The sequence below is a fragment of the Roseburia sp. 1XD42-69 genome, assembly GCF_003612565.1.
GTDB lineage: Bacteria > Bacillota > Clostridia > Lachnospirales > Lachnospiraceae > Roseburia_B.
Genome location: NZ_RAZG01000127.1, coordinates 1 through 5560, shown reverse-complemented (window position 1 = coordinate 5560; position 5560 = coordinate 1). Strand labels below are relative to the sequence as shown.

Annotated in this window: 5 protein-coding genes; all 5 read right to left on the bottom strand. The window is 37.0% G+C overall.

Going from position 1 to position 5560, the window contains the following annotated elements; genetic code table 11:
* Window positions 1–140: 140 nt before the first annotated feature.
* The 5 genes from D7Y06_RS23800 to D7Y06_RS23780 all read right to left on the bottom strand — a co-directional run bounded on the left by D7Y06_RS23800 (window position 141) and on the right by D7Y06_RS23780 (window position 5015).
* The gene (locus D7Y06_RS23800) at window positions 141–998 is read right to left on the bottom strand and encodes a hypothetical protein (RefSeq protein WP_120409990.1); all 858 of its coding nucleotides are present in this window, start codon (window positions 996–998) and stop codon (window positions 141–143) included.
* 112 nt (window positions 999–1110) lie between these two features.
* Entirely contained in the window at window positions 1111–1827 is a 717-nt protein-coding gene (locus D7Y06_RS23795; protein WP_199714843.1) for a DUF6033 family protein, read from the bottom strand.
* Window positions 1828–1949: 122 nt separating this feature from the next.
* Window positions 1950–3383, bottom strand: coding sequence for a sensor histidine kinase (locus D7Y06_RS23790; RefSeq protein ID WP_120409989.1), 1434 nt, complete (start codon window positions 3381–3383; stop codon window positions 1950–1952).
* Window positions 3376–4095, bottom strand: coding sequence for a LytR/AlgR family response regulator transcription factor (locus D7Y06_RS23785; RefSeq protein ID WP_120409988.1), 720 nt, complete (start codon window positions 4093–4095; stop codon window positions 3376–3378). The genes D7Y06_RS23790 and D7Y06_RS23785 overlap by 8 nt, the downstream gene beginning before the upstream one ends.
* A gap of 203 nt (window positions 4096–4298) precedes the next feature.
* Window positions 4299–5015 (bottom strand): AAA family ATPase, encoded by a 717-nt coding sequence (locus tag D7Y06_RS23780; protein ID WP_120409987.1) that lies wholly within the window; start codon window positions 5013–5015, stop codon window positions 4299–4301.
* Window positions 5016–5560: the final 545 nt, after the last annotated feature.

The following is a 5560-nucleotide window of genomic DNA, read 5'->3' as shown; positions in this document are numbered from 1 at the left end:
AATTTGCATATCCTAATTCTTACCAAAAAGGAGCCATTTATTTCCAAAAACACAAACTTATTTACACTACCATTGTATGCCTGGCGGCGCAGTTTTAGGTCCGTTTTTTGGGACAACACGGATTTTTTAACCCACCGCTATTATTTCTTTATATTCGCATAATAATCCCAAATACCATTCAGAACATTTCTTGCAGAAAATGAAACTCCCAAATTCAAACGAAAATGATTTAAGCTACCTGTTTTCTGCCTTAACATTTCGCCGTTTTCCTTGCTGATTGCGGACATAAACGCTTTATAGGCTTGCTCTTTTATTCCTGCATTTTGATTTTTTGTTTCAGATTTTTCTGTTTCTGAATTACTGGAATGATAATTTATCTGCACTTTGAAATCTTGCAGCTCACTCCAAATTTGCGTAGATGTTGCCATGAGCTTACTATGTGTTTCATAGGCATGATCTAACATTTCCAGTTCCTTTTCCTTTGTCAATTCTTGCGTGCTTCCGTCCGCTGCAACATAATATTCTTTCTGCTTATCAGTAGCCGCATATTTTTCTTCTATACGGTCTTTCATTAACTGATACGCAGAAGCCATTTTATTTACATAGCTGTCAAATGTATCTGTTTTTGTTCCCTCCTCTTTTTCAAACTTCGCTTTCAGCACATCTACGCTTTCTTGCGAATAATCTTTTGATACGAAATCATTAGAAACCGCTCCCCCTCCCAACTCTGACATAATCTTTTCAAAATCATTCATTATGCCGGAGCTGCCAAAATTCATGGGCGACAGTTTTGTTATATCCTCATTCTGCCCTGTTTTTCCTGTTGCGGACATTTTTTCTCTCAAAGCCCTGCGCCCTTTCTCCGAAATGTCCACACTGTCACTTTGCCGCTGATTTGCCACACTGTTTTTATCTGCCTGCTGTAAGCGTTGCTTTATCTTGTCAACATCTACCCGATACGAATATGACGGTGTTCTTTGCAAATTATTTATATCCATTACTTAGCTTCCTTTCTTTTCCCGTTTTTATAATTCTCCATTGCTATCAATTTTTTACGGCGGTTCTTCTGTCATTCAGAACCGCCTTTGTCCCTTTAACACTCTTTTTCTGTTATACCTTTAAGTTCATATTCGCACCTATAACTCCCGTTTCTTTGGAAACAGCCGCAGTTTCTTCATTCTTTGCACTGACTACCACACCCTTGAATTTATCGCCAAACTGCTCTTTGCCCGTTTCTTCTATTTCTTTCCGCATATTTTCCTGCAATTTATCCAACTGCTCCTGTTTTTCTTCTTTTCTCTCCCTAACTTTTTCTTCCTGTTCCGTTTTTTCTTTTTTCTCTTTTGCTTTTTCTTCCCGTTCCTCCGCCAGCTCTTTCCACCCCTTTGTGCCATTGTCCGAAGTTACTGTTGTGGACGCCATCATCGTTACATTTCCTGTACTATCTATACTCCAGCTCTCTGAATAATTCACTAACCTTGCCCCGATAGCCCTTGCATTGGCTTGTGCGCTTTTCAGCCCGCTTTCATATCCCTCTTTGAAGAAAGACAGATTTTCTTCCAGTTCTTTTGCCTTCCCCGGGTTCTTTGCACATTCCTTTAGATAAGAGCCGGAGATTGCCACGCTGCCATTCTTTACACAGTCATAATTTTTCTGTAAATAAGAATAGTAGTCTGATACACTGTCCGTTCCGGCTTTCTTCGTATCTCCTGCCTGCGCAGACGCAGCTTCTTTCGTATCTGCTTTCTTTGAAGTTTCATTTTTTTGTGCGGCATATGTACCCTCATACATATTGTTGTAGTTGTTTCCAATTCCTGTAATAGCCATAATTTCGTCCTCCTTAAATTTAATAAACTCCGTTTCTGTTTTTTGGATAAAATAACAGTTTCTACTTTACTTATCGTCCCTTTTTATATTGACTATTATAGACATAGCGCGAACTACGGAATTTAGGGTATGAAATTCTTTTCATACATCATAATGGTAAGATTAAACTTCTTTCTATCCCCTGTACCTTGAATTGTTATATCTATACCTCCCATATACTTTTTTGCGCACCTTTGTATATTTTCCATGCCTAAACCATGAAGCTGTTTCTCCGCTTTGCCGCTGACCGGCAGCCCCGTTTCACGATCAAAAATAATTTCACTTAAAAAGTCATTTTCCACTTCGATAAAAAACAGATTTCCTTTCATGTAAGAGCGCAGGCTGATACTTTTCTTTCCCTTAACTTTTCTGCTTGCTTCGATTGCGTTTTCCAGTGCGTTGTTCAGCACAATCCCTATATCATAAACATCTATCTGCTGCCTATGGGGATAAGTAAAATCTGCTTCAAAAGATATATTTTGTTTTTCCGCTTCCTGTTTCTTTTGGTGTATGATAACGTCTGTAATCGGATTTCCTGTCCTGTATGCAAAATCTAACCTGCTGACTGTTGTTTCCATTTTATCAATATAGTTGTCAAGTTCTTCCTTGTCCTTGCCGGATATTCTTCTGATAACTGCCGCTATGCTTTCTAAATGGCTTTTCAAATCATGCCTAAGCCCTCTCATATCGGCATATATATCTTGTATTTCTTCAATTTCCCGCTGCATTTGCACCATTTGGTTTTCAAGTATTGCACGTTTCCGTTCTTCTTCTCCTAACTGTACCAACTTTTGAAAGAGCATAACAGAAGATATATTGACACCTAATAATAAAAAGCAGATCAGCGGCACCCAAAACATAGTTGCAGGTACTTTGTCAAACATTATGACTGTCATTCCATTTTCTACAGTAAAAATCAATATTTTTAGAGTAATGGAAATGCACAAGGTTGACGTATTTGGGAGAATTAAAAAAGCATATTCATGTATCTTAAATTGATAATCTTTTCTAACAAATTTCCTGCTGATTATGGAAAGATAAACCATCAGAAGCAAAGCATATAATAAAATATAGACAAGCCCTTTCGTCACACCAAAAACAGCACTCCACATTTCAACTTCTTTCATAGTAGTTATCTTCTTTAATAAAGTTATCGAGAACTTACTAATTGCCCAATATTCTCCATAATTCATAACTACTATGATATATTTGATGATCTCTTTTCCTGCAACAAAACTCACAGCCACAAATAGCTGTTTTAAGAAATCTTTGTTATACAATAGCATTAGTAAAAGTAAAACAAATGCTGTATCCCCAAGCACTCCTACAAGGTCATTGAGGGGATAGGAGCGGTCAATTCTATCCAGTATCAGACTTTGAATCATATAATACAGGCTTGTCCATGCAAACAGGACAACTTTTTTCTCATGCATTCCCCTAAGAAATTTCTGCATATAAATACTGCCCGCTATGCTGTTCACAAGGTATAGGGAAATAGACAGCCCTGCTTCATACATTTACAATCCCTCCGCTCTTTGCATATTTCATATACTGCTTGATAAAATCGTTGTATTTCTTTTGTGCAAGTATCAGTTTATCTCCATTCGCAACCTTAATTGTATCGGCGTTGTAAGAAACAATCTTCTCCATATTCACAAGATAGCACCTATGGCAGCGGTAAAAACCGCTGCCTGTCATCTGTTCTAATTCGTCCATTTTTCCATAACAATCCAGTATTCCCGTCTTTGCATGGATAATCACTTTTTTATTTGAACTCTCAATATAGTAAATATCCTTGGTATAAATTTTCTGCCAGGCACCGGAGTTCCTTACTAAAATATACCGTTTTGTCTGCCTTTTTGCTGCGGACAGCTCTTCTAATGCACGTCCAAATACAGTATGGAACTTTTCTTCGTTAATGGGTTTTAAGAGATAATGGAACGCAGACACATCAAATGCGCAGTTCATATACTTTTCATAGCCTGTCACAAAAATAATAATACTCCTTGTGCTTCCATGTTCCTTCTGCCGGATATGATTTGCAACGTCCATTCCCGACACTTCCCTCATTTCCACATCAAGGAAAGAAATGTCAAAAGTATTCTTTACTTTCAGCATTTCTTCCCCTGTTGCAAATGTCATAATTTCTGCGTTCTGTATCTGTTCTTTTATCAGTGAAACAATATGTTCCCTTGCTGCCTTGTCATCATCACAAACCGCTATTTTCATCTGTTTTCAACTTCCTTTCTTTTATGGAATGTGCAATAAAAAACCTTATCATTATTATCGGCTTTTTATTTATTTCTATTGGCGGGTTGGGTGTCAATTACGGAATTTTGGGCGCAAAAAAACACATGGTTTACAATTTACTGTTCCATGTGCCTTTACGATGTTGTTTTGAAAATAAATTTCAAGTTGTGGATGATTGAAAACTAATCTGCCAAAAGCCTATTTAACAAGGTATGTCTGTTATTTATAAACATTTCTGTAACCTGATAGCTCTCTGTTTCCTCATATTCGCATAAATGTATACTCCCATTATCAAAACAGTATATATCTGCATTTGGGATTCCTAGCAAAATGGGTGAATGTGTAACTATAAAAAACTGCGCCCCTTTTTTTGCACACTTATATATTTCCATTAACAATGTAAGCTGTCTTTGGGGTGATAATGCTGCTTCCGGTTCATCAAAAAGATATAAACCGTTTGCTCGCAGATTATTTTGCGCTAATGCCAAAAAGCTCTCTCCATGTGATTTTTCATGATATTTAGCCGAAGGGTGTTGAATATCTGCATATTTTTCCTCTTGGGTTGCAACATTATAAAAGCTTTCAGCTCTAAGAAAATACCCCCATTTTTCTTTCCTATATCCCTTTGTAATCTTTATTGCATCACATAATTCTGAGTGGGTATCATTTGTGGAAAAAGCATAATTCTTTGTTCCCCCTTCTGGATTAAATCCATGAGCCACGGCAATCGCCTCCAGTAATGTTGATTTACCACTTCCATTTTCTCCAACAAAAAAAGTTATTGAATTATTAAAATCAAGTCTTTCAATACCTTTCAATGCTTCTATTTGCTTTAAGTAACTATCATTATTTATTTTATTCCAATCAAACAGTACTCCCTGTATAAATTGATTATTCATTCAGTTTCCTCCAAAAATGAATTATTCGTTTCTAAAAATTCCCGGTATATATCACCAATAGAATACCATAATCACGTACATATTTCTATCGCATTTTTTAAGTATCTTCTTTCCTTTCAAGGTTCTTTTTGCTGTAACTGATTACCTCGGCACATGTTAATTCTGTGGCGGTATTGGCCTGCTCCTTACCGATTCTGTTTCACTTGGATTGGCGGTGATGGACGGGGGCAAGTGCGTCTTGCTGGAAGGCTACGGCGACGACAAGGGTCGTACCATTGCCTTTGCACATTTAGATGACTGGGTATCTTTTAAATTGAAGTTCTCCTCTAAATTATAAATGTAACCGCAAACCACGAAACTGCCCTATGTGGGAAAAAGGGAATCATTTATGCCTTGCACAGTAGTATACAGAGAACACATTCTGTATACAGTTTTGGTATTAAGGCATAAAGCCCCTTATTCATTTTCGCTGTACTAGTATAGCATAAATTAAGTTGTTGATATTTTCAATATCTGTTATAATGGATTTAACCAATATAATTTAT